The organism is Lentzea sp. NPDC055074, assembly GCF_053608005.1.
The window spans coordinates 69,025-91,593 of the sequence record NZ_JBSGUQ010000017.1; the positions used below are offsets into that span (position 1 = coordinate 69,025).

The 22,569-nt window shown below is 69.3% G+C and carries 22 protein-coding genes; 10 read left to right on the forward strand and 12 right to left on the reverse strand.

The window, feature by feature from the left end; translation table 11 throughout:
* The first annotated feature begins 23 nt into the window (after window positions 1-23).
* Window positions 24-2,270, forward strand: a complete 2,247-nt coding sequence (locus tag ACWF7A_RS31900; RefSeq protein ID WP_452254215.1) for a helicase-associated domain-containing protein — start codon at window positions 24-26, stop codon at window positions 2,268-2,270.
* 119 nt (window positions 2,271-2,389) lie between these two features.
* On the forward strand, window positions 2,390-3,145 hold the full coding sequence (locus ACWF7A_RS31905; protein ID WP_452254216.1) for a hypothetical protein: 756 nt from the start codon (window positions 2,390-2,392) through the stop codon (window positions 3,143-3,145).
* A 149-nt stretch (window positions 3,146-3,294) separates the two neighbouring features.
* On the opposite strand, the gene ACWF7A_RS31910 is transcribed toward ACWF7A_RS31905, so the two are convergent.
* From ACWF7A_RS31910 to ACWF7A_RS31925, 4 genes are all read right to left on the reverse strand, one after another.
* Complete coding sequence (locus ACWF7A_RS31910) at window positions 3,295-3,900, reverse strand: GTP-binding protein (protein WP_030470877.1); 606 nt, start codon at window positions 3,898-3,900, stop codon at window positions 3,295-3,297.
* Window positions 3,881-4,465, reverse strand: a complete 585-nt coding sequence (locus tag ACWF7A_RS31915) for a DUF742 domain-containing protein (RefSeq protein WP_452254217.1) — start codon at window positions 4,463-4,465, stop codon at window positions 3,881-3,883. The genes ACWF7A_RS31910 and ACWF7A_RS31915 overlap by 20 nt, the downstream gene beginning before the upstream one ends.
* Before the next feature lie 216 nt (window positions 4,466-4,681).
* The gene (locus ACWF7A_RS31920; RefSeq protein WP_030470879.1) at window positions 4,682-5,101 is read right to left on the reverse strand and encodes a roadblock/LC7 domain-containing protein; all 420 of its coding nucleotides are present in this window, start codon (window positions 5,099-5,101) and stop codon (window positions 4,682-4,684) included.
* Window positions 5,098-8,436, reverse strand: coding sequence for a nitrate- and nitrite sensing domain-containing protein (locus ACWF7A_RS31925; protein ID WP_452254218.1), 3,339 nt, complete (start codon window positions 8,434-8,436; stop codon window positions 5,098-5,100). The genes ACWF7A_RS31920 and ACWF7A_RS31925 overlap by 4 nt, the downstream gene beginning before the upstream one ends.
* 520 nt (window positions 8,437-8,956) lie before the next feature.
* Between ACWF7A_RS31925 and ACWF7A_RS31930 the strand changes: the two genes are divergently transcribed.
* The gene (locus ACWF7A_RS31930; RefSeq protein ID WP_452254219.1) at window positions 8,957-9,898 is read left to right on the forward strand and encodes an ABC transporter substrate-binding protein; all 942 of its coding nucleotides are present in this window, start codon (window positions 8,957-8,959) and stop codon (window positions 9,896-9,898) included.
* Window positions 9,899-9,965: 67 nt separating this feature from the next.
* Here ACWF7A_RS31930 and ACWF7A_RS31935 read toward each other — a convergent pair whose 3' ends face one another.
* The 3 genes from ACWF7A_RS31935 to ACWF7A_RS31945 form a co-directional block, all read right to left on the reverse strand.
* The gene (locus tag ACWF7A_RS31935) at window positions 9,966-10,805 is read right to left on the reverse strand and encodes an LppU/SCO3897 family protein (RefSeq protein WP_452254220.1); all 840 of its coding nucleotides are present in this window, start codon (window positions 10,803-10,805) and stop codon (window positions 9,966-9,968) included.
* Window positions 10,806-10,889: 84 nt separating this feature from the next.
* On the reverse strand, window positions 10,890-11,450 hold the full coding sequence (locus ACWF7A_RS31940; RefSeq protein WP_452254221.1) for an LppU/SCO3897 family protein: 561 nt from the start codon (window positions 11,448-11,450) through the stop codon (window positions 10,890-10,892).
* Window positions 11,451-11,576: 126 nt separating this feature from the next.
* A complete protein-coding gene (locus ACWF7A_RS31945) occupies window positions 11,577-12,089 on the reverse strand; it encodes an LppU/SCO3897 family protein (protein WP_452254222.1) in 513 nt (170 codons plus the stop codon).
* A 137-nt stretch (window positions 12,090-12,226) separates the two neighbouring features.
* Between ACWF7A_RS31945 and ACWF7A_RS31950 the strand changes: the two genes are divergently transcribed.
* Window positions 12,227-12,592: a hypothetical protein gene (locus ACWF7A_RS31950; protein ID WP_452254223.1), complete on the forward strand. Its 366-nt coding sequence runs from the start codon at window positions 12,227-12,229 to the stop codon at window positions 12,590-12,592.
* An 18-nt stretch (window positions 12,593-12,610) separates the two neighbouring features.
* Here the strand turns inward: ACWF7A_RS31950 and ACWF7A_RS31955 are convergent, their stop codons facing one another.
* Together ACWF7A_RS31955 and ACWF7A_RS31960 are read right to left on the reverse strand one after the other, a co-directional pair.
* Entirely contained in the window at window positions 12,611-13,093 is a 483-nt protein-coding gene (locus tag ACWF7A_RS31955) for an LppU/SCO3897 family protein (RefSeq protein ID WP_452254224.1), read from the reverse strand.
* 50 nt (window positions 13,094-13,143) lie between these two features.
* The gene (locus ACWF7A_RS31960) at window positions 13,144-13,731 is read right to left on the reverse strand and encodes an LppU/SCO3897 family protein (protein WP_452254225.1); all 588 of its coding nucleotides are present in this window, start codon (window positions 13,729-13,731) and stop codon (window positions 13,144-13,146) included.
* Window positions 13,732-13,840: 109 nt separating this feature from the next.
* Between ACWF7A_RS31960 and ACWF7A_RS31965 the strand changes: the two genes are divergently transcribed.
* The gene (locus ACWF7A_RS31965; RefSeq protein ID WP_452254226.1) at window positions 13,841-15,481 is read left to right on the forward strand and encodes a DNA repair helicase XPB; all 1,641 of its coding nucleotides are present in this window, start codon (window positions 13,841-13,843) and stop codon (window positions 15,479-15,481) included.
* A complete protein-coding gene (locus ACWF7A_RS31970; RefSeq protein ID WP_452254227.1) occupies window positions 15,478-15,906 on the forward strand; it encodes a hypothetical protein in 429 nt (142 codons plus the stop codon). Before ACWF7A_RS31965 ends, ACWF7A_RS31970 begins: the two co-directional genes overlap by 4 nt.
* A 146-nt stretch (window positions 15,907-16,052) precedes the next feature.
* On the opposite strand, the gene ACWF7A_RS31975 is transcribed toward ACWF7A_RS31970, so the two are convergent.
* Window positions 16,053-16,742 (reverse strand): phosphonatase-like hydrolase, encoded by a 690-nt coding sequence (locus ACWF7A_RS31975; RefSeq protein ID WP_452254228.1) that lies wholly within the window; start codon window positions 16,740-16,742, stop codon window positions 16,053-16,055.
* Window positions 16,739-17,485 (reverse strand): GntR family transcriptional regulator, encoded by a 747-nt coding sequence (locus ACWF7A_RS31980; protein ID WP_452254229.1) that lies wholly within the window; start codon window positions 17,483-17,485, stop codon window positions 16,739-16,741. The genes ACWF7A_RS31975 and ACWF7A_RS31980 overlap by 4 nt, the downstream gene beginning before the upstream one ends.
* A 106-nt stretch (window positions 17,486-17,591) precedes the next feature.
* Between ACWF7A_RS31980 and ACWF7A_RS31985 the strand changes: the two genes are divergently transcribed.
* The 4 genes from ACWF7A_RS31985 to phnE are packed head-to-tail and all read left to right on the forward strand — an operon-like array spanning window position 17,592 to window position 21,062.
* Complete coding sequence (locus ACWF7A_RS31985; protein WP_452254230.1) at window positions 17,592-18,755, forward strand: TIGR03364 family FAD-dependent oxidoreductase; 1,164 nt, start codon at window positions 17,592-17,594, stop codon at window positions 18,753-18,755.
* Window positions 18,755-19,654, forward strand: a complete 900-nt coding sequence (locus tag ACWF7A_RS31990; RefSeq protein WP_452254231.1) for a phosphate/phosphite/phosphonate ABC transporter substrate-binding protein — start codon at window positions 18,755-18,757, stop codon at window positions 19,652-19,654. The genes ACWF7A_RS31985 and ACWF7A_RS31990 overlap by 1 nt, the downstream gene beginning before the upstream one ends.
* Complete coding sequence (locus ACWF7A_RS31995) at window positions 19,654-20,271, forward strand: phosphonate ABC transporter ATP-binding protein (protein WP_452254232.1); 618 nt, start codon at window positions 19,654-19,656, stop codon at window positions 20,269-20,271. Before ACWF7A_RS31990 ends, ACWF7A_RS31995 begins: the two co-directional genes overlap by 1 nt.
* Window positions 20,268-21,062, forward strand: coding sequence for a phosphonate ABC transporter, permease protein PhnE (gene phnE / locus ACWF7A_RS32000; protein ID WP_452254233.1), 795 nt, complete (start codon window positions 20,268-20,270; stop codon window positions 21,060-21,062). The genes ACWF7A_RS31995 and phnE overlap by 4 nt, the downstream gene beginning before the upstream one ends.
* On the opposite strand, the gene ACWF7A_RS32005 is transcribed toward phnE, so the two are convergent.
* Entirely contained in the window at window positions 21,051-22,505 is a 1,455-nt protein-coding gene (locus tag ACWF7A_RS32005) for a trypsin-like serine protease (protein WP_452254234.1), read from the reverse strand. The genes phnE and ACWF7A_RS32005 overlap by 12 nt on opposite strands.
* Between the last annotated feature and the right edge of the window lie 64 nt (window positions 22,506-22,569).

Sequence of the window (22,569 nt, forward strand, 5' to 3'; positions counted from 1 at the left end):
GCGGCCCATATACCGTGGTGAGAATGTCCGGCATCACACTCGCCGACTGGCTGCGCGCCCAGGACGACGTCGCCCTAGTCGCGCTGCTGCGCGCGCGCCCCGACCTGGCAACGCCCCCACCTGCCGATATGTCCGTGCTCGCGACACGGGTCGGCACCAGGGCGTCGATCGCGCGCGCCTGCGAGGACCTCGACACGTTCACGCTGGCGGTGCTCGAGGCCCTGGTCGTGGCGGGTGCGGACGCCCAGCCCGTGTCGTTGCCCACACAACTGCTCGGCCCGGACGTGAAGCCCAGGCCTCTCAAGCAGGCCCTCGCGCGTCTGCGGTCGCTCGCGCTCGCCTGGGGTGACGACGACGCGCTGTCGGTCCCGCCCGTCACCAGGGAGGCGTTCGGCGCGTACCCCGGCGGGCTCGGCCGCGCCACCGGGCAGACGTACGACCTGGACGGCATCACCGAGGGCGAGCAGCGGGTCCTGCAGAAGCTCGCCGCCGGACCGCCCATCGGCGACACCAAGGACGCTTCCCGCGTCGTGCCGCTCGAGAAGGCCGAGACGCCCGTGCAACGGCTGCTCGCCCGCGGTCTGCTGCTGCGGCGCGACCCCGGCACCGTCGAGCTGCCGCGTGAGATCGGCATCGCGCTGCGGGGCGACCGCCCGCTCGGCCCGATCCAGGTCACCGAGCCGAAGCCGAAGACCACCGCGCTGCAGCAGAGCAGCGTCGACGCCACCGGCGGCGGCGAGGCGCTGGAGCTGGTCCGGCACGTCGAGAACCTCCTCGCGAGCTGGTCGGCCGAGCCCGCGCCGGTGCTGCGGACGGGCGGTCTGGGTGTCCGCGAGCTGCGCAAGGTGGTCAAGGACCTCGACGTCGACGAACGCCGCGCGGCCCTGTTGATCGAGCTGGTGGTCGGCGCCGACCTGGCCGCGAACACCGAGGCCGCCGAACCCGAGTGGGTCCCGACGACCAAGGCCGACGTGTGGCTCGCCGCCACCACCGAGGTCCGCTGGGCCACGCTCGCGCACGCGTGGCTGGAGCTGCCGCGGCTGCCCGCGCTGATCGGCCGCCGCGACGAGAAGGACAAGCTCTTCAACCCGCTCGCGGACGAGATCCGCCGCGCCCAGGCCCCGCGCGACCGCCGGTGGGTCCTCGAGACCCTGACCGCGTTCCCCAAGGGCACCGCGATCACGAACCCCGCCGACCTGGCCTCCCTGCTCGGCTGGCGCGCACCGCGCCGCGGTGGACGTCAGCGCGACGAGCTGGTGCGCTGGACGGTCGAGGAGGGCACTGCCGTCGGCGTGCTCGCCCTCGGCGCGATCACCAGCGCGGGCCGCGTGCTGCTCGAAGATGGTCCCGGCCACGCCGCGAAGGCCCTCGGCGACGCCCTGCCCGCGCCGCTCGACCACGTGCTGGTGCAGGCCGACCTCACCGTCGTCGCCCCCGGCCGCCTCGAACCGGAGCTCGCGGACGAGATGGCACTGGTCGCGAACGTCGAGTCCGCCGGCAGCGCCACGGTCTACCGGGTCAGCGAGGCCACCGTCCGCCGCGCCCTCGACGCCGGGCGCACCGCCGACGAGCTGCAGGAGCTCTTCAAGCTCCGGTCGCGCACGCCCGTCCCGCAGTCGCTGAGCTACCTCATCGACGACGCGGCGCGCCGCCACGGCAGGCTGCGCGGCGGGGCGGCGGGCTCGTTCCTGCGCTGCGACGACTCGGTGCTGATCAGCGAGGTCCTCGCGCACCCGGAGGCGGGCCGCCTGGAGCTGCGCCGGATCGCCCCGACCGTGCTCGTCAGCCCGTTGCCGCTGGCGGACGTGCTGGACGGACTGCGCTCGGCCGGGTTCGCCCCGGCCGCGGAGGGCCCGGACGGCCAGGTCCTCGACCTGCGACCGGGCGGTCGCCGGACCACGCCGAGGCAGCGCGGTGCCCGCACACCGACGTCACCCGCCGTGCCCGCCGACGAGCGGCTGGGTGAACTCGTCCGGCTGGTCCGGGCCGGTGATCGCGCCGCGGCGACACCACGGGGTGAACGCGTGGCCGTTCCCAGCAACCTCGGCGCGGGCCCGTCCGCGACGCTGTCGTTGCTCCAGCAGGCCGCACGGGCGCGTCGCAAGGTCCTCGTCGGGTTCGTCGACTCCCACGGCACGGCGGCACAGCGCGTGATCGAGCCGCACGTCGTCGGGGGTGGCGTGCTCGAGGGCTACGACCACAGCTACGGAGAGGTGCTGAGGTTCCCTCTGCATCGCATCACGTCCGCCGCATTGGTGGACGAGGCCTGACGGTCGGTCATCCCCCGGTAGGAAATCCGGATCACCCTTGCGTGGCTGTTGCGCGACCTAGCGTCGGTTGGCGTGGACGTACCCGAGACACGTCCACCTACCAAGGAGGTCCTGCGCAGATGGCCAGCTCCCGGTGGGCTTTGAGAGCCGCCGCCACCATCACGACCCTGGCGTTCGCCGTGCCGTTCTCGACGGGCACCGCCAACGCCGACCCGATCCTCGTCCTGTTGCAGGACAACAACGTCAACGCGACGGTGGGGGTGAGCGGCAACGTCGACATGCTCGACGTCGCGGCCGGCGCCCACCTCGCGATCGACACCGGCCCCGGCATCAGCGTCATGTCCAACGGTGGCGTCCAGGTCGCTTTGGGGCTCGCGGCTCAGGTCGGCGCGGGCGTCGGCGCCGATGTGGACGTCGACGCCTTCGAGTCCGAGCTCGAGATCGAGCTCGACGCGGTCGCCGACGCGGAAGTGGAAGTGGAAGGAGTCCTGGACGCCGCGGCGGTAGCTGACACAGAAGTCGCTGCCGACGTGAGCGCGACGGACGACGACCGCGCACCCGCTGCCGCACAGCCCGCCGCCGCGCCGGTCGCGCCGACCGTCGAACCGGTGCCGGCCGAGGTGACCGCACCCGTCGCCGACACCACGACGGTCGCGGCGGTCGCCTCTCCGACGGTTCAGCCGCAGGCCGACGCCGACAAGGGCATCGGCATCGGTCTGGGCGTCGGCCTCGTCGTGGACACCGGTCACCACTGGGACCACGACTGGGACCACTGGGATGACGACGACTGGGACCACGACTGGGATCACCACCACGGCCTGCTCGACGGCATCTCCATCGGCGCGGTCATCGGTGTCGGCCTGAACATCGGCTGACGACGACGGCGGTGAGGAGACGACGAAGGGACGACCGCTTGGGCAGAGCACCGAACTGAGTCAGACCGCGACAACGAGGCGAGCGCCGCACCCGAAGGTGGCGCTCGCCTCGTTCAGTCGTGTCGCGGTCGTACTCCGGCGGAAGGAGTTCAGCCCGCGCGGACGGACATCCACTGGCGCATCGCGTGCTCCACCAGCGTGATGAGCGTCTGCTTCGTCGACTGCCGGTTGCGCGCGTCGCACGTCACGATCGGCACCGACTCGTCGATCGTCAGCGCTTCGCGCACGTCCTCCAGCCTGTGGTGGAGGAGGCCGTCGAAGCAGTTGACGCCGACGACGTACGGCAGCTGCCGGTCGTCGAAGAAGTCGATCGAGGCGAACGCGTCGGCCAGGCGGCGGGTGTCGACCAGGACGATGGCGCCGATGGCACCACGGACCAGGTCGTCCCACATGAACCAGAACCGGTGCTGACCCGGTGTACCGAAGAGGTACAGGATCAGGTCGCTGTCGAGCGACACACGGCCGAAGTCCATCGCGACGGTCGTGGTGACCTTGTTGGGCGTGGCGGAGAGGTCGTCCACCCCCGCGCTGGCCTCGGTCATCACCGCCTCGGTGGTCAACGGGACGATCTCGGACACCGAGCCGACGAACGTCGTCTTGCCCACACCGAAGCCACCCGCCACCACGATCTTGGCGGACGTCGTCGGCTTCCGTGCGCCCTCGGCGCCCTGGGGACTAGAGCCTGCGAAGCCCACTGAGCACCCTCTCCAGGAATTCCATGGAAGGCCGGTCCCCCACGACCAGACCGCCCTGGTGAATCAAAACCAAACCCATGCTTGCCATGTCGCCGATCAACACCCGCACGACGCCTAGTGGCAAGCGTAGGAGTGCCGCGACCTCGGCCACCGACCGCGTGTCCACACACAGCCCGCAGATCGACCTGTGCTCGGGAAGTACTGCGGCATCCCGTTCGAGGCCCTTTTCGCTGGTCGAAATCAGCGCCTCGATAGCCAGGTCGTAGTCGGGTCGTGTGCGTCCACCGGTGCGTGTGTAAGGCCGCACCAGTGAACCCGAGTCCGCGGAAGCATTCTCCTCCGGACGCACTTGAGGCTGCGCACCGGTGCTGTACGCCGGTTGGCCTCCGGTGCTGTACACCGGATGCGAGCCAGTTGTGTACGGCAGTTGTTCCGGCACCGCGTCCGGCATCTCGTGCTGGCCGAACAGGTCCGCGCCGGGGCCACCGAACAGCCCCGAGCCGTACCCGTCTATGTCGAACCGGTTCGGCACGTCGTCGTACGGGTACGACGACGAGTCGTCCACCTCACGCTGAGACATATCGCCTAGCCCTTGCCCTGTAACCCGCTCATCGAGGGGTGCGTCCTCAGCTTCCTCTGATTCTTGGGGTATCGCGTCAGGCTCGTCGAACTGAAACCCGCCAGAAGCCCACTCCTGGTAGTTGAAGTTCCTACCGAAGCCCCGGCCTCTAGCGCCAGATCTACCAGCCATTGGTTCTCACCCCTGAACTTCAGATGAGGTCTAGCGACGGACCACGCCCTGAAGCTGCGCGCGCAGCTCAGGGGTGAGTTGTTGACCGACTCTCTCGACCAAAAGCGTCATCTCGTAGGCCACGAGGCCGATGTCGCAGTTGGGTGCCGCCAGGACGGCAAGGCAAGAGCCGTCGCTGATCGACATGAGGAACAGGTAACCCCGCTCCATCTCGACGACCGTCTGGTTGACCCCGCCTGCTTCGAAGCAGCGGGCAGCACCCTGGGTGAGGCTGACCAGTCCGGACGCGACCGCGGAAAGCTGTTCTGCGCGGTCCCGGGGCAAGCCCTGGGAACCGGCGAGCAACAGCCCGTCCGCGGACACCACAACGGAATGTGCCACACCGGGCACCCTCCGCACGAAGTCGGTGATAAGCCAACCAAAGCTGCCTGGCTGCGCTGCGGTCGTCACTCCTGCTCCTCGTTCTGCCGGCTCGACTGGTCACCAGCGTATGCCTCGATCAATGCGTGCCGGCCTCGCTTGACACCACTCTGCAGGCTCGACATCCGTCCGCGCACCGCGTCGGCGGTGCGGGGCGGCAGCGGCGGGCGCTGCGCTGTCGATGTCAGGCTCTGCGGCTTGGGTGCTGCAGATCCTGGCACGAGCTGAGCCTTCGGTGTCCGTTTCGGCAATCCTGCCGTGGTCTTCGTCTCCGGCGTCTTGTTCAACAACGCCTGAGCCGCATGCCATCCCTCATCGGCAGGCGATTGCCAAGCCGACTCGGAAGTGGGTGCCGCCGCTGGAGTCTCCTCCACAACGGGCTCGGGTTCCACAACTCGCTCCTGCTCGGCGGGTGCGGATACTTCCTCGGCCGCCGGCTGGACCTTCGAGCGCGGCGTGCGCACCGGAAGACCAGCGGCCGACGTGGTGGTGGGTGCCACCGCCGGTACAGGCTTGCGGGATCGGGTCGGGAGCTCCGGTTCCGGCCCGTCCGAGAGCGGCGGGACGGTCGGCGGCTCGTCGATGTACTCGACCTGGCCCTTGCCGGTCCCGCCGAGCCTCGACTCGACGTGCCCGTTGGTGGCGGCCGGTGCATCGTCCTCGGAGCCCGCAGGGACCGGCTGAGCGGCCGAAGCGGACGTCTCGCTGCCCACGGCCTGGAACCACTGCGACAGGACGGCCTCGTAGATCGGGAGGCGTTCCGTCGGTGCGTCCAGGTCGTGCTCGATCTTCTTGCGCGAGGCTTCCGAGGTTCCGTTGCGGTGCCCCATCCCGATGTCGAGCCGGCCCTCGTCGACCGAGGCGCGCGAGACGCCGTTGGACGAGGCGGGCTCGTCCTCGATCGGGGGGATCGGCACGAACTGGGTGGTCTCGTAGCCGGGCTCGAACGAGATCTCGCCGGCCTCTTCGTTGCGGTCCTCGTAGGCCGTGAAGAGGGTCGACTCGAACGAGCTCTCCGGCTCGACCGCCGCGAGCTGGTCACGACGCCACCGCTCGGAGGGCGTCACGTCCTCGATCGGCGGGTCGTTGTAGACCGGGATCGCCGTCGCGCCCGCACCGGTGTCGGTGATCCCGCTCGGCACGAAGCTGACCGGGATGCTCGGGCTCGACTCGTCGATCCTCGGCTGGACGCCGGTGGCACCGCCGAAGGCGCCGGCGATGCCGCTTGCCCTCGTCGCGGTGGTGCCGATCTCCGTCGTGTGCTCGGCCGGTGCCAGCGGCATCGGCACGGGCGACATCGACGGGGACGAGGCGTTCGGCGACATGCCGAACGCGGAGGCGAGCCCACCGGAACCGGACGGCGGGGTCGGGACCGGTGCCTGGCCGGGGATCGCGGTGAGCGTCTCCGGCACGATCACCAGTGCCGTCGTGCCGCCCTCGATGTCCTCGTTGCCGCGCAGGCGGACCTTGATGTCGTGGCGCTTGGCGAGCCGCGCGACCACGTACAGGCCCATCCGGCGGGAGACGGCGACGTCGACGTCCGGCGGGTCGGCCAGACGCTCGTTGGCGTCGATGATCTCCTGCTCGCCCATGCCCACGCCGCGGTCCTGGATCTCGATCGCCAGCTCGCCCTTGCGGGTCTTCGCCGTGCGAACGGTGACCTTGGTGACCGGGTCGGAGAACGCCGTGGCGTTGTCCAGCAGCTCGGCGATGAGGTGCACGAGGTCGTTGACCGCGCGGCCCTGAACCGTGAGGTCCGGGGTCTGGCCGACCTGCACGCGGGCGTACTGCTCGACCTCGGAGACCGCGGCGCCGAGGACCTCGGCGGCCGGGACGGGCCGGGTCAGGCGCCGCGAGAGGTCCGTGCCCGAGAGGACCAGGAGGTTCTCCGAGTTGCGGCGCATGCGGGTCGCGAGGTGGTCCAGCTCGAACAGCGAGGCCAGCTGGTCCGGGTCCTGCTCGTCCTGCTCCAGCCGGTCGATCAGGTTCAGCTGGCGCTCGACCAGGGCCTGAGAGCGACGGGACAGGTTGACGAACATCGCGTTGACGTTGTCACGCAGGAGGGCCTGCTGGGCGGCCAGTCGCACCGCTTCACCGTGCACCGCGTCGAACGCGCGCGCCACCTGACCGATCTCTTCCCGCGTGTGCACCGGCACCGGCTCGACGGCGGTCTTGGCCGCGTCCTCCGGGTTGGCGTCCGCGAGGATCCGCTCGACCGCGTCCGGAAGACCGTGGTCAGCGACGTCGAGGGCGGTGCGGCGCAGCGTGCGCAGCGGGTTGAGGATCGAGCGGGCGACGAACAGCGCCATGAGCAGCGCGAGCGCGAGGATCGCGAGGACGATGCCGGACTCGACGTAGGCCCTGGCGCGCGTGTCGCCGGCCAGGTCGTCGGTCTTGGTCTGCAGCTGCTCGACCAGCAGGTTCTCGACGTCGCGCGTCAGGTTGACCGTCAGCGTGGCGGCGATGTCCCACTTCTCGGGCGTGACCTGCGTGAAGTCCTTCGCACCCGACTGCTGGTTGATCGCCGATTCCTGCATGTCGTTCGCGTTGTCGACGATGAGGCCGGTGACGGTGTCGTCGTAGATCTTCGCCTGCTCGGGCGTCGCGGCCTTGCGGAAGTCGTTCCGCGCGGCCTCGAGCTCGGCGTCCGCGGCCTGCAGGGACCGCAGCTGGGACGGCGTGAACGCCTTGCGCTGGAAGACGTCCAGGAGGATCGCCCGCTTGAGCGACTCCTGCTCCTTGATGCGCGCGATGGCGTTCGTGGTCAGGTGCAGTCGCACCAGTTCCGGGTCGTTGATCTCGGAGATCGTCTGCTCACCGAGGTTGATGAGCGTCTCGATCGACTCCGAGTAGGTGCGCTGGACGGCCTCGGCGGGGTACTGCGTGTCGCGCACCGAGTTGCGGAGGCTGTTCAGGCGGTTGAGCTGGTTGAACGCGACCTGGAACCGCTCCACGGCAGAGGGGTTCAGGTCGGAGCTGAGCTCGGCGATCTTGTTGCTGAAGGCCTCGCTGGTGTCGTTCACGCGGCGCAGCTGGCGCTCGAGGACGACCCGGTCGAGCTTCTTGTTCGACGCGACGAAGCTGACCGAAAGGTCGCGTTCGCGCTGCAGCTGCTGCACCAGGTCCGCGACCGCGGTCTCGAGGCGGATCTGGTTCGCGAGGTTGTTGAACTCCGTCGCGTCCTGGAGGTCGGTGCGCACGCGCAGACCACCCAGGGCGAGCGCACAGACAGTCGGGATGAGCAGAACGGCGAGCAGCTTGGTGCGCAGCCGCCAGTTGCGCAGGCGCCACCCCGCGGATCGGGTAGATCCTGAACCAGGTCCGGCACCGACCTCGTGCTTCACCGGGTCCGGTGTCGCGTTCATCGGTCCGTTACCCAGCGCAGCCAGTCCGTCACCCGATTCGGGCCTTTCGGAGCGTGTGGTGTCACCCACGCCAAACTGGCTGGGACCTCTCTCACGTCGGGCCACTCTGGGCTTCCTCTTCCAGCAGCAGTGTCCCGGTCTCTCCCCAGGACCGAGCATGGACTCGTCAAACGGGCCGAATTGCAGCACAGAGGTTGTTCGCCCGGTGAGGCGCCCTACCCCGTCTGAAGACACGTCGGTCTACTACGACCTGTGCCACCCGAGCCGGAAGGGTAATGGGCACCCCCTGTGTTGGGGAAGTCTCCAGAAGCACTCACCGTATCGAGATGGGGTGTCGTTTCATACGTTCAGGTGGTTAACATCCCCGGTTGTCGGCACACCCCATGTCCGTCCGAACTCGCAGTTCGGACTGCGGGCACCCTGGTCTGTGGCGACACTCACTGATCAATTCGAAGCTACCCAAGCCCTACCGGCGAGAGGTGCCATGGCTACCCGAGCCACAGCTCTGCGGCTTTTCGCAGTGCTCACAACCTGCGTCCTGACCGCGAGCTGCGGCCTGTTCGGCGGTTCGTCGAACGGCGGCAACGCGGACGTGGAACGCAACGTCATCCGCATCGGCGTGCTGCCGGTCGTCGACGTCGCCCCGCTGCGGATCGCGCTGACCGAGAAGCTGTTCGAGAAGGCCGGACTGCAGGTCAACCTGGTCACCCAGCCCAACGAGGCAGAGGCGATCAAGCAGCTGGACACCACGCTCGACCTCACGTGGGCGACGCACGTCAGCCTCTTCCGCGCGGTCGCCGAGGGCACCGAGCTGCAGCTGCAGGGCGAGGCCTACCAGGCCGGCCCCAACTCGATGGCGCTGGTGGCGAAGGCCGACTCGGACTACGACGACCCCGGCAAGAAGACCGCCCCGCGCATCGCCGTGAACAGCGAGACCGACATCGGCGCGCTGACCACGCGTGCCGTGCTGGACACCGCCGCGGTCGAGAAGCAGAAGATCAAGTTCACCTCCATGGCGTTCGCCGACATGGAGAACGCGCTGATCTCAGGCACGGTCGACGCGGCGTTCATGATCGAGCCGTTCATCACGAAGGCGCAGCGCAAGATCGGTGCGAAGATCGTGACCGACACCGCCCGCGGCCCGACACTGGACTTCCCGATGTCCGGCTACGCGTCGTCGAAGAAGTTCGCCGAGGCGAACCCGAAGACGATGAAGGTGTTCCGGGACGTGCTGCGCCAGGCGCAGCAGCGCGCGCAGGCCAACAAGCTCGCCGTGCAGGACTCTCTGACCAGCTACGCGGACGTGGACGCACCTACCGCGGCCCTCGTGTCGGTGGGCACGTTCCCGCTGTCGCTGAACCCGATCAGGCTCCAGCGCGTGGCCGACATGATGGACACCGAGGACGTGCTGTCCGGGCGTCTGGACGTGCAGCAGCTGCTGCCGCCTGGCACGACGAATTAGTTGCTGGATCGCATGAGAAAGGGCGGGCCGGAATGCCGGCCCGCCTTTCTCGTTCGTCAGTGGTTCGTCACTGTCCGCCGACGGCCGAGATGCAGTAAGTGATGCCCGGAGCCGGTTCCGCATAGGAAATGGCGGTCGCCTCACCGCACTCCGCGGTGGCCGCCTTGACGACCTTTTCGACCTTCAGGATCTTCTGGACGGCGAACTCGTTGCCCCCCTTGGAGCAATCGATGATCTTCATGCCCTCCATGTTCATCTTGACGAGTTCTTCCTGGTAGCACTTGCCCTCTTCGAGCTTCTCGACCAGGCAGAGCTTCAGCGACGAGGACCGCCGGCCGGACTCGGTGTACTCGGCGTAGTCCTCGCTCGGGCACGCCTCGGTCGTCGACTTCATGGCCTTGGCGATGAAGTAGTTCGCCTCGGTCGAGGTGCAGTCGACCTTCTTGTACTTCGGGCTGAACGTGGTGCCCGTGACGCTCGCGCAGTCGCCCGGCTTGGCCGACGGCTCGGTGATGGCGCTCAAGCCGCCACCGATCAGGACCTTGACCAGGATGCCGACGCCGACGAGCACGACGATGGTGACGATCGAACCGATGATCTTGCCCGCGCCGCTCTTCTTGGGCGGAGGGCCGTAGGGCATCGGCTGGCCCATCGGCTGGCCGGACACCTGGCCGTACGGGTTCGGCGGCTGCTGGGCGTACGGGTCGCCGGGCTGGCCGTACGGCTGACCGGGCTGGCCGTAGGGCTGCTGGCCGGGCTGGGCGTAAGGGTCCGCGGGCTGGCCAGGGTAACCCTGCTGGGGCGGCTGACCGTAGGGGCCGGGCTGCTGACCGTAGGGCTGCTGCGGCTGTCCACCGGGAGGCGGCCCGTAGGGCCCTGGCTGCTGGGGGTAGTTGGGGTCGGTCACTGGATTCCTCTCGGATGAGTCACGCGAAAGACAGCGAAACCGGAGCCGTGGGACACGACTCCGGTTTCACTTGGTTCGAGCCTGTTACGCGGGCGCGCCGACGCAGTAGTGCAGCTTCGCCTCGGGGAAGGACTGTGCTTCCTCACCCTCGGGGCACTGCGGTGCGGCGGAGTCCTTGACGACCTTCGTCACCTTGAAGGCGGCCGACTCGGTGCACTCCACGACCTTCGCGCCGACACCGCCGGTGTTCTCGGCGTAGCACTTGCCCTCGGCGAGAAGCGGTGCGAGGCACAGCTTCGTCTTCGGGCCACGGCGCTGCGTCTGCGTGTACTCGTCGTAGCCGGTGCCGCAGACCTCACTGGTGCCACCGGTCTTGCCGATGGTGTAGTTCGCGTCGGCCGCACCGCAGTCGACCGCCTTGTACTCCGGCGCGGTCGACGTGCCGCTGACCGCGGCGCAGTCGCCGACCTTGGCCTGCGCGACGTCGCTGCTGAAGTAGTTGAAGGCGTAGAACGCGCCGCCAACGACGATCAGGCCGACGATGTACGTGAGGATCCGCTTGCCGATGCTGGACTTCTTCTTCGGCGCGGGCTCCTGCGTGGGCTCCGGCGCTGACGCGGGCGAAGCGGATTCAGTCGTGCTCATGCGGTTCTCTCATTTCCCAATACCCCAGATGGCCCATGCCCCCCGACACAGCCGGAGCAGAGAGTGCCACGCGGCGCAGCAAAGCGCTCGGGCTTTACGGAAACGTTACGGCCGCTTGGATCACAGTCACGGGATCGCGGTGCAGTAGGTCAGCTTCACCTCGGGATAGCTGTACCTCTGCTCGTCCGTCGCGCACGCCGGCGGCGGCACGTCGTGGCTGATCTTGGTCACCTTGAACGAGTCCACTCCGCACTCGACGGGCGTGAGCTCCATGCGCCCGAACCCCGACGGGTAGCAGGCGCCCTCCGTCCACAGGGGAACGAGGCAGACCCTGACCTCCGGGTCCTGCGCCCGTGTGGTGACCATGTCCGCGTAGGAGCTCGCGCAGTCCTTCGACTTCGCGACGCTGCCGGTGACCAGGTAGTTCGCGCTCGACGAGCCGCAGCTCACGGCGTCGAAGTCCGGTTCGTCCGAGTAGCCGGTGACGTTCGCGCAGTCCCCCGCCTTCGGCGCCGTGATCGGCGCGAGGAACTCGGAGACCCCGTAGATCACGACGGCCGCGACGAGCAGCGTGAGGGTGTAGGTCAGCGCACGCCTGCCCAGGCTCCTGCCGGGCACGGACGGCTCGTCGATGATCACGCAGCGCAGCGTTCCACGTGGACGGTCGCGAGTGGAGCGCTTTCCCGGAAGATCACTCCTGTTGACCCGGCGAGGAGCGGTGAACCTCCCTACGATCCGTTCCAGAACTGGAAACGATCTTGAATTCGGGGATTCACATGAGGTTCAGGGCAGCTCTGCTGAGCGCGGTGGCCGTGACGGGCCTGACCGTCGTGAGCACGCCGGCCGCACACGCGGACTCGTACACGCAGGTCGGCTACGCGACCAGGTCGGGACGGCAGGTCCTGCTGTTCCGCAACAACGGCAACGGCTGCCTGCACGCGCAGGGCAGGAGCCTGCGCTACGGCGACACGGTGTACCTGCTGGCCAGCTACGGCGGGAACAGGACCGTGCGGGCGGAGCGCGACGGCATCGTGCTCGACACCCCGTCGAGCTGCGCCAAGCACGGCACGGACTTCCAGGGCTGGATCAAGACCTTCAACTCGGGCGAAGGCCCGATGACCGGGTCGTACCGCAACTTCTGAGGCCTGCGCGGCGGCCGGTCACTGCTTCTGGTCGCCGCGCTCCAGGCAGAAGGTGACCGCGGGCTCCGGGAAGACCGCGGCGCGCGAGTCCCCGCACGCTGCGCGGTCGGCCTTGCCGCTGACCACCTTGGCGACCTTGACCGAGTCCTTCGTGGAGCAGTCGACCTTCGCGATGCCGCTGTCGGTGTCCTGGCCGTAGCAGGCGCCCTCGACGAAGTTCGGCATGAGGCACAGCGTGGCGTCACCCGTGTACGTCGAGTAGTCCATGCCGCCGGACGGGCAGGTCTTCTCGTTCCAGTCGAGGACCTTCGCGATCTTGACGTTGGCCTGCTCGGACCCGCAGTCGAGGGCCTCGTAGCGCGGGTTGTCGAGCGCGCCGGAGATCTTCGCGCAGTCGCCCGCCCGCGCCGTCGCGGCCACGTCGCCGAGCTGGTTCACGACGAACCCGCCCAGCAGCACGAGCGCGAGGACAACGGCGATACCCAGGCCGACCTTCTTCATGGCCTGGGTATCGGCTTCAGAAGGGGTTCAACTCAACCGAGTTCACCCGATCAGGATCCTTCGTGGACACCCATGCAGTAGACCGAGGCCGGCTCGGCGAACCGCAGCTCGCTGGAGCCCTCGGGGCACACCGTGCCCTCCTCCGGCAGACCGTCGACCTTCTTCACGATCTTCACCGGGGACTCGGTCGTGCACGCCTCCTTCTGGAAGGCGCCGTTGTCGTTCGACGTGTAGCAGTTGCCCTCGACGAGGTTCGGCATGAGGCACATCGACTCGCTGCCGGACTTGATCTGGTCGTAGATGCCCTCGGTGGAGCACTGGTCCTCGTCGGCGTTCTGCAGCACCTTCGCGACCCGATGGCTGGCATCCGCGTCGCTGCAGCTCTTCGAGGACAGGTTCCAGTCGCCGTCCGGCTTGTCCACGTCCTTCGGCGAGGCGCTGACGCAGTCGCCGACCTTGGTGCCGCCGAGCGACGTGAGCGCCCACACGCCCCCGCCGACCAGGACGACCGCCAGCACGCCGACGATGACGAACTTCAGCCAGTTGTTGTTCTTGGGCGACTCGTCGGTCTCGGCCCCTTCGGGAGCCGGTACCACCGTGGCCGGCGGCTCGACGGGATCAGTCGACTCGGTGCTCATGGGCGAGAACGTACGACACCGCGTGTTGGCTGCGTGTGTCGCCTCACAGTTGTCGTCACCAGTTGACGCAGGTCGAACGCATTTGGCGTCGTCAGGGAGACTTGTGGGCGTGACCGATGGCCCTTTGATCGTCCAGTCGGACAAGACGCTGCTGCTCGAGGTCGACCACCCGCTCGCCGACGACGCGCGCACGTCCATCGCGCCGTTCGCCGAGCTGGAGCGGGCTCCGGAGCACGTGCACACCTACCGCGTGACGCCGCTCGCGTTGTGGAACGCGCGGGCGGCCGGGCACGACGCCGAGCAGGTGGTCGACGCGCTGGTGCGGTTCAGCCGCTACCCGGTGCCGCAGCCGCTGCTGGTGGACGTGGTCGACACGATGAGCCGGTTCGGCCGGCTGGTGCTCGCCAACAACCCGGCGCACGGGCTGGTGCTGCACACCAACGACCGGGCGGTGCTCGAGGAGGTGCTCCGCAACAAGAAGATCGCGCCGATGTTCGGGGCCCGCATCGACGACGACACCGTCATCGTGCACCCGAGCGAGCGCGGGCGGCTCAAGCAGCTGCTGCTCAAGGTCGGCTGGCCGGCCGAGGACGAGGCCGGGTACGTCGACGGCGAGGCGCACGCGATCGCGCTGGAGGAGGACGGCTGGAAGCTGCGCGACTACCAGCGCCTGGCCGCCCAGACGTTCTGGGCGGGCGGCTCCGGCGTCGTCGTGCTGCCGTGCGGCGCGGGCAAGACGCTGGTCGGCGCGGCCGCCATGGCCGAGGCCCAGGCGACCACGCTGATCCTGGTCACGAACACCGTGGCGGGCCGGCAGTGGAAGCGGGAGCTGATCGCGCGCACCTCGCTGACCGAGGACGAGATCGGCGAGTACTCCGGTGAGCGCAAGGAGATCCGCCCGGTCACGATCGCGACCTACCAGGTGATCACCCGCAAGTCGAAGGGCGAGTACAAGCACCTGGAGCTGTTCGACTCGCGCGACTGGGGCCTGATCGTCTACGACGAGGTCCACCTGCTGCCCGCGCCGGTGTTCCGGATGACGGCCGACCTGCAGTCGCGCCGGCGCCTGGGCCTCACGGCGACGCTGGTCCGCGAGGACGGCCAGGAGGGCGACGTCTTCTCGTTGATCGGCCCGAAGCGCTACGACGTGCCGTGGCGCGACATCGAGGCGCAGGGCTGGATCGCGCCCGCCGAGTGCACCGAGGTCCGGGTGACGCTGACGGACAACGAGCGCCTGCAGTACGCCACCGCCGAACCCGAGGAGCGCTACAAGCTCTGCTCCACGGCCCGGACCAAGATCCCGGTGGTCCGCCGCGTCCTGGAACGCCATCCCGACGAGCCGGCCCTCGTGATCGGTGCTTATCTGGACCAGCTCGACGAGCTCGGTGAGGAACTGGGGGCGCCGGTGATCAAGGGATCGACGAAGAACAAGGAGCGCGAGGAGCTCTTCGACCGGTTCCGCCGCGGCGAGATCCGCACGTTGGTGGTCTCGAAGGTCGCGAACTTCTCCATCGACCTCCCCGAGGCGTCCGTCGCCATCCAGGTGTCCGGCACCTTCGGCTCGCGGCAGGAGGAGGCCCAGCGCCTCGGCCGGATCCTGCGCCCCAAGGGCGACGGCCGGCAGGCGCACTTCTACTCCGTCGTCGCCCGCGACACCCTCGACACCGACTACGCCGCGCACCGCCAGCGCTTCCTCGCCGAGCAGGGCTACGCCTACAAGATCGTCGACGCGGACGACCTGGTCGGATGACGTCCTGGTGGATGTGGGACCCGGCCGGGGCCGTGCCGGTACGGCGGTTCCGGTCGGAGGAGTCGCTCGCCCGATCTGCTCCCGAGACGCAGGTCGTGCGGGCCGACGACTTCACCTGCCCGGTGCAGCGCCGTCGCGCGACGGCGGTGCGTTCGGACTTCCTGCGCGTGTCCGGCGACCCGGTGCAGGTGGCGCTGGTCGAGCAGCGGCTGTGGACGTTGCTCGTGGCGTTGCGCCGGGCCCAGCCGCTGCGTGACGCGCTGGCCACCGCGGTGCCCCGGGCCGGGCGGGCGGCCCTGGTCGCCGAGCCCTCGCGCGAGCTGGCCGAGTTCGATCGGCGGTTCGACCAGTTCGCGGACGCGGTGCGGGTGCTGGTGGCGGATCCGACTCCGGAGCAGCTCCGCCACACCGCGGCTCTCGACTAGGCGCTGTCCTGCAAGTTCGTTCGGTGACAGGCGCGGGCGAGAGACCCGGAGGCGGTGCCGCCTCCGGGTCCCTCGGCCGCTACTGTCGCCCCATGAGACTTGCGGGACAGCGCCTAGCCCTGTCCCGCAAGTCTGTTCGGTGAGAGCTACGGCCGAGAGTCGCGGAGGGCGTAGTCGGGGCGTTCGCCGACCAGGGCCGGGATCTCGGCGACGCTGCCGAGCAGGTGCGTGTGCTTCGCGGCGCGGAGCTCGTCCGCCGTCTGGCTGCCGGTCAACACCCCGACCACGAATCCCGCGCCCGCGTTCGTGCCGGCCTCCAGGTCCCGGGTGGTGTCACCGGCGGTCAGCACGCGCCGGACGTCCCGCGCTCCCGTCCGCTCCATCGCCCGGTGGATCATGTACGGCGCCGGACGCCCCGCCCGCACGTCGTCCACGCACACCACCGCGTCCAGCACGCCTTCGCGCCAGCCGAGAACGTCGAGCAGCCCGTCCACGACCGGCCGGTCGAAGCCGGTGGTCAGCGCGACCTTGACGCCGTTGCCCCGCAACCGCGCCAACGCTTCCGGCACGCCCGGGATCGGCGTCGGCGGTGTCTCGGCGTAGTACTTCGCGAGCCGGGTGTGGAAGTCCGCGAACTCCTCGTCCACTTCGGACCTCCCCAGCATCGCGGAGATCGCCTCGTACTTGTCCGCGCCCATCCACCTGCCGACGTCCCGCGCCGACCCGCCGGCCGCGATCACGGTGTCCGCCAACGCCCGGTAGACCAGCCCGTGCTCCTCCACGGTGGTACCGGCGATGTCCAGCACGACCAGGTCGACCTTCACCGCGCCGTTCACGATGCCCTCCAGTCCCGCAGCAGCGCCGGGTGCGCCTGCTGGGAGTTCTCGATCGAAAAGCTGACCATGTCGGGCCGGTAGCGGTCGTCGGAGTACTCGACCGGCCGTCCGTCCACTCCGGACGCCCGTCGCCGCTCCCGCAGAAGCGGTGACCCCTGGGCGACTTCGAGGAGCTCGCTGTCCTTGGCGTCCGCCGCGACAGCGTCGATCTGGTGCCGCGCAACGGTCATGTCGACCCCCTGCTCGGCGAGGTGCGCGTAGAGCGACCCGCTGTCGCAGTCGAAGTCGAAGAGCAGGCGCCCCACGGGTTCCACGAACGTGGTGCGCTCCAGCATCGTCGGCCGCCCGTCGATCAGCCGCTGCCGGAGCAACTGCACGACCGGCGTGCCCTCGTCGAGCTGCAGGGCGTCCGCGATGTCGGCGTCGGCCCCGCGGCGCGCGATCTCCAGGGTCCGCTGCCCCGGCACGTGCCCGAGGCCCGCGGCCCAGCTGGAGAACGACAGGAACGTCTCGAACGGCTGCGACAACGTGTGCCGCCGCACCACGGCGGGCTTGCCGCGGCCGCCACCGATCATGCCCTCGGCCCGCAACGACGTGAGCGCCTGCCTCACCGGTGCGCGCGAGGCGTTCCACTGGGCGCACAGCTGCGACTCGGAGGGCACGGGATCTCCGACGGCCAGCTCACCGGAGGCGATGCGGCGGCGCAGGTCGGCCGCGATGCGCTCGTGCAGGGGCATCTCCATGCCGCCCACGATACATGTCATAACAAGTCTGAACTCCTGGTGAACACATCAGGACGCCTTCGCTTGCCGGTTGCTTCTGGCCTCGTCGCCGCTCATCGTTCTTGTTATGACAAGTGTGGACCTGGTGGTCGTCGGCGCGGGGATCGTCGGACTCGCGCACGCTTGGCACGCGGTGCGGCGGGGGTTGTCCGTCGTCGTGGTCGAGCGTGACTCGCACGCGGTCGGGGCCTCCGTGCGCAACTTCGGGCACGGGTGTTTCACCGCCCAGGACGGGGTGGCCTTCGAGTACGCGACGGCGGCCCGCGGGGAGTGGTTGGCGCTGGCCAGGGAGGCCGGGTTCTGGGTGCGCGAGTCCGGCACGCTCGTCGTTGCCCGGGCGGAGGACGAGCTCGCTGTGCTGGAGGAGTTCGCCGAGGTCCGCGACGTTGAGTTGTTCAACAATCCTTCAAATCGATCGTTGAACGATCCCGCGAAGGGATCGTTCAACGATCCGGACGTGGGATTGTTGAACAAGCCGAAAGTGGGATTGTTGAACGATCCTTCGATCCTCGGCGCTGCCCGCCTCCCCCTGGACATCCGCGTCGACCCACGCGAAGCCGTCCACGCGATCGCAGGACTGTTGAACGATCGCGGCGTCGAGTTCCGCTGGTCGACCAACGTCCTCACCGTCGAACCCGGCCTGGTCCGCACGTCGCGAGGCGAGATCCACTGCCGGGCGACCGTCGTAGCGGTGGGCCACGACGTCGACAGGTTCTTCCCGGACCTGGCCGAAGAACACGAGGTCCAGCGCTGCCAGCTGCGCATGCTGCGGGTCGCCCACGACGGCGTGGTCGACCCGGCCGTGCTGACCGGGTTCTCGATGCTGCGCTACGACGCGTTCGCACGGTGCCCGAGCCTCACGAAGGTCCGCGAGCGCCTCACGAACGACCACCCGGAGCTGGTCGAGGCGGGGCTGAACCTGATGTTCACCCAGCTCCCCGACGGCTCGCTCACCATCGGCGACACCCACCACTACAGCCGCACGGTCGACCCCTACCGGCCCGAGGACCTGGACGACCTGGTGCTCACCGAGACGGCGAGGTTGCTCGGCGTTCCCCGTCTCCGCGTCCTCGAACGCTGGCGCGGCATCTACGCGTCGGCCCCCGAACCCTTCCTGACCGCGACGCCCGTTCCGCTCACCAGGGCCGTCTCGGTCACCTCCGGCATCGGCATGACCACCGCGCTCGGCCTCGCCCCGGCCGTGCTCGACGACCTCCTCCAGGAGATGTGATGAGAACCCCCAGCGTGATGAGGAACCTGAGCGTCGTGCTTGCCGCGGCACTCGCGTTGACCGCCTGTGGCACAACGACTTCCAACCAGACCGACGGTTGTCCCGGCGGCAAGGTGCGCTTCGGCGTCGAGCCGTACGAGGACCCCGCCAAGCTCAAGCCCGCCTACGAGGTGCTGGCGAAGGCGTTGAGCACCGAGCTCGGCTGCGAGGTCGAGCTGCAGGTGGTCGACGACTACGCGGCCGAGGTCCTGGCGATGCGCAACGACAAGCTGGAGATCGCCCAGTTCGGTCCGCTCGGGTACGTCTTCGCCTCGCAGAAGGCCGGGGCCGAGCCCATGGTGTCGTTCGCGGACGGGTCCGGGAAGCTCACCAGCTACACCGCCGGCATCTGGGTCCGGAAGGACTCGGCCGCCCAGAAGATCGAGGACCTGGCCGGCAGGTCGCTCGCGCTGAGCAGCGTCGGCAGCGCCTCCGGGGACGCGCTTCCTCGCTACGGCCTCAAGAAGCACGGCGTCGAGGACGTGAAGCTCGACTACGCGGGCGGGCATCCCGAGGCGATGTTGTCGCTCGTCAACGGGAAGGTCGACGCCGCCGAGATCAACAGCCAGCAGCTCGCCACCGCGAAGGCGGCCGGCACGTTCGACGAGTCGAGGTTCCGGCAGATCTGGAAGTCCGAGCCGATCCCGAACGACCCGATCACCGTGCGCGGTGACCTCGACCCGGCGTTCAAGGACAGGGTGCGCAGGGCGTTGCTCGAGCTCGGGCCGCAGGACGTGGAGAAGGTCGGCGCGTTCCTGGACGTCACGCCTCCCGGACCGCTCGTGCAGGTCAGCAACGACACGTACAAGGTGCTCTTCGACCTCGCGGCGACGCTGGGGCTCAAGGAAGAGGACGTCTGATGCTCGCCATCCGCGGCCTGCGCAAGTCGTTCGGTGGCCGCACCGTGCTGGACGGCTTCGACCTGTCGGTGGAGCCCGGTGAGTTCGTGGCGCTGCTCGGGCCCAACGGGTCGGGCAAGTCCACGGCGTTGCGGTGCGTCGTCGGGCTGGAGTCGCCGGACGGTGGCGAGATCGAGGTCGGCGGGAACGCCGCGATGGTGTTCCAGAAGATCCACCTGGTCGGCCGGCGCAACGCGCTGGACAACGTCTGTTCCGGGGCGTTGGGGCGGCTTCCGCTGCACCGCTCGTTCTTCTTCCCCCAGGCGGTCCGGGAGGAGGCGATGGGGTGTCTCGCGAGGGTCGGGCTCGCGGACCGCGCGCTGGATCGGTGCGCACGGCTTTCCGGTGGCCAGCAGCAACGTGTGGCGATCGCGCGGGCGTTGTGCCAGCGCGCCACCGTGATCCTCGCCGACGAACCGGTGTCCGCGCTCGACCCGCAGGCCGCGGTGCAGGTGATGGAGCTGCTCCGATACCTGGCGAACGAGGGGATGACGGTGGTGGCCGTGTTGCACCAGCCCGAGCTCGCTCGCGCCCATGCGCATCGCGTCGTGGAGATGAAGGCGGTGGTGGCGGCGTGAGCACCCCGAAGCTCGCGGTTCCTCGTCGCCGTCGGCCTTCTCCCGCCGTCTGGGCCGGCCTCACGATCGCGGTCGTCGTGCACGTGCTCGCCTGGCAGGCCACGGAGTTCTCCCCCGCCGCGCTCGTCGAGGGCTGGGAGGGCATGGCCGACTTCCTCGCCGAGTCGTTGCCGCCGGACCTCTCGGTGCTCGGGAAGTCGTTGGAAGCAGCGGTGATCACGCTCTACATAGGACTGCTCGGGACGACGTTCTCGATCCCGTTCGGCCTGGCCCTGGCGCTGCTGGCCTCCAGGGCGACGACCTCGGCCGCGTGGGCTCAGCAAGCGGCACGGGCGGTGCTGTCGTTCCTGCGTTCGGTGCCGGACGTGGTGTTCGCGCTGATCTTCGTGACGGCGGTGGGGCTCGGGCCGTTCGCGGGCGTGCTGGCGCTGGTGTTCCACAACACCGGTGTGATGGGCAAGCTCTGGGCCGAGGCGATGGACGAGAGCGACCGCGGGCCGCGCGAGGCGTTGAAGGTGACCGGTGCGTCCGGTCCGCAGATCGCGCTGCACGCGGTGCTCCCGACCGTGTTGCCTTCCCTGGCGGGACTTCTGCTCTACCGGCTGGACGTGAACGTGCGGTCCTCGCTCGTGCTCGGGCTGGTCGGCGCGGGCGGGATCGGCTTCCTGATCAACCAGTCGATCAAGCTGTTCCGGTTCGACGAGATGGTCACGCACATCCTCGTGGTGCTGCTTCTCGTCGTCGTGGTCGACCAGGCTTCCGGCTGGGTGCGCAAGCGGCTAGGTGCCTGACCGGAGGTGCTTGACCTGCTGGCCGTAGCGGGCGCCTCGGCGGACGGTCACCGAGCCGTCCGCCGCGACCTCGCAGGGGTTGTCGGCCGTGCACTGCTCGCCGCTGTCGTTGCCGGTGCTGTGCACACCGACGACGGTGACGCCGTCCCGGAGCACGATCGGTGAGCCCGAACCGCCGTGCGACGGCGTGCAGGCCGGGTCGTAGCGGTAGGCGTTGTCCTGCGTGTAGCCCTCTTCGCGCAGGTGCGGGACGACGGCCTCGATCGTGCAGCTGAAGCGCTTGCCGTTGCCGGACGAGATGATGTCGACGCGGTCGCCCGGCCTGGCCGACCGGCCGGAGAGGCTGAAGATCTTCACGCCCTTGGCGCGGAGCTGCGCGTAGGTCTGGTCGAGCTGCAAGAGCGCGGTGTCCGCGCCGGTCATGGTGGCCGAGACGATGCGGGTCGTCCTGGCCTTGGCCTGGACGTAGCCCTGGCGGTCGCCGATGGTCACCGGCGCGTCGAGCGGGACGTCCTCCAGCGTCTCGCCCGGCGCGGGACGTTCCGGTACGCAGTGACCGTTGGTGAGCAGCAACGCCGGGTCGCCGGGCCTGGTGTCGTCGGTCCTGACCACGGATCCGGAGCAGACGCCGGCGAGCGACGCGGCGCCCTCGAGGTTCGGCACCGGGGTGTCCGGCGGGTTCACCCTGCCGCTGACGACGTCGGCGATCCAGCCGGTGAAGTGGTGGACGTCGGTGTACATGACCGGTGCGTCGTCGCGGCCGGCGCCGCTCACCAGACCGGCGATCACCCAGCGGTCGCCGTCGCGGACGAGTGCGGGACCGCCCGAGTCCATGTTCGTGGCGGCGACGCTGCCGTCCAGTGCCCCGATGCAGAGCTCGCGGTCGGCGTAGATGCCGTCGCAGGCCTGCGGGGACTGGACGACGGTGTCGGCCTCGCGCAGCTTCTTCGGGTAGCACTCGGGCGCGCGCTGGGAGCAGGTCATGCCCCAGCCGAGGATCCGCACCGGAGTTCCTTCGGCGGGCCTCGCCGACGGCAGCGCGACGGGCCGGGTCTTCGCCCGCTTCCTCAGCTTCAGCAGGCCGATGTCGCCCTCGTGGGCAGGGTTGGGCGCGTAGGTGATGAAGCGTTCGACCGCGATCACCTCGCCGCCGCTGCCCGCGTCCGCGGTGCCGAGCCGGACGGTCCAGTCCCGCGGCCGTCCGACCTGGGCGAGGCTGGGGTTGTTGCGGGTGCAGTGGCCGGCGGTGACGGCCCAGTCCGGCGCGACCAGCGTGACGCCGCAGGTGTGGCCGTCCTCGCGCGGCGAGTCGGGCCGTTGCAGCGAGCCCGAGAACGGGTACGGCCGAGGAGCCTCGGTACCTCCGCGGATGGCCAGCGCAGGGGCGGCGGTGGTGATCACCGCTGTGGCCGCGAAGCTCATCGCCAGTAGGACTTTTCGCATGTCGCAGAGGTTGTCGGAGCTGTGTCCGCACGGCGTGATGGCTGTGCAACAACTGCGCACGGGC

Coding starts and splice junctions, on each gene's coding strand:
- ACWF7A_RS31900 (WP_452254215.1), top strand. CDS start 24: ATGTCCGGCATCACACTCGCCGACTGGCTGCGCGCCCAGGACGACGTC.
- ACWF7A_RS31905 (WP_452254216.1), top strand. CDS start 2,390: ATGGCCAGCTCCCGGTGGGCTTTGAGAGCCGCCGCCACCATCACGACC.
- ACWF7A_RS31925 (WP_452254218.1), bottom strand. CDS start 8,436: ATGAACGCGACACCGGACCCGGTGAAGCACGAGGTCGGTGCCGGACCT.
- ACWF7A_RS31940 (WP_452254221.1), bottom strand. CDS start 11,450: ATGAGCACGACTGAATCCGCTTCGCCCGCGTCAGCGCCGGAGCCCACG.
- ACWF7A_RS31950 (WP_452254223.1), top strand. CDS start 12,227: ATGAGGTTCAGGGCAGCTCTGCTGAGCGCGGTGGCCGTGACGGGCCTG.
- ACWF7A_RS31955 (WP_452254224.1), bottom strand. CDS start 13,093: ATGAAGAAGGTCGGCCTGGGTATCGCCGTTGTCCTCGCGCTCGTGCTG.
- ACWF7A_RS31960 (WP_452254225.1), bottom strand. CDS start 13,731: ATGAGCACCGAGTCGACTGATCCCGTCGAGCCGCCGGCCACGGTGGTA.
- ACWF7A_RS31970 (WP_452254227.1), top strand. CDS start 15,478: ATGACGTCCTGGTGGATGTGGGACCCGGCCGGGGCCGTGCCGGTACGG.
- ACWF7A_RS31980 (WP_452254229.1), bottom strand. CDS start 17,485: ATGGAGATGCCCCTGCACGAGCGCATCGCGGCCGACCTGCGCCGCCGC.
- ACWF7A_RS31985 (WP_452254230.1), top strand. CDS start 17,592: ATGACAAGTGTGGACCTGGTGGTCGTCGGCGCGGGGATCGTCGGACTC.
- ACWF7A_RS31990 (WP_452254231.1), top strand. CDS start 18,755: ATGAGAACCCCCAGCGTGATGAGGAACCTGAGCGTCGTGCTTGCCGCG.
- ACWF7A_RS31995 (WP_452254232.1), top strand. CDS start 19,654: ATGCTCGCCATCCGCGGCCTGCGCAAGTCGTTCGGTGGCCGCACCGTG.
- ACWF7A_RS32005 (WP_452254234.1), bottom strand. CDS start 22,505: ATGCGAAAAGTCCTACTGGCGATGAGCTTCGCGGCCACAGCGGTGATC.